The sequence below is a fragment of the Psychrobacillus sp. Z3-81 genome, assembly GCF_056620325.1.
Window position 1 is genome coordinate 1 of sequence record NZ_JBWQPU010000053.1, and the last position, 278, is coordinate 278.

Here is a 278-nt window from a genome sequence, read left to right on the forward strand (position 1 = left end):
ATGCCATAAGTAGCCTTCGGTGATAGCAATTTCGTATGCGGATAATAAGAATTCTTCCTGAACAAACGAAGTAAGCATATCTAAGTGGCTTGCTTCCGGCTCGTGAAATCCCGTAATCAGTCCGTCCGCTATTTTCAGCGGATAATTTTTCGTGACGTACAAACTCGTCGTCCCTTCTTTTGCTTCAACCAAGCCATTTGCTTCAGCAGCGGACTCCAATGCCCGGACAACTGTTGTCCCCACGGCAATGATTCTTTTTCCGTTCCTTTTGGCTTCAT

General features: G+C 45.7%; 1 protein-coding gene. It reads right to left on the reverse strand.

The window, feature by feature from the left end:
* Nucleotides 1–278 (reverse strand): S-adenosylmethionine:tRNA ribosyltransferase-isomerase (locus AC1ECF_RS17595; protein ID WP_480390736.1); only part of this gene is annotated, 278 nt, incomplete at both ends.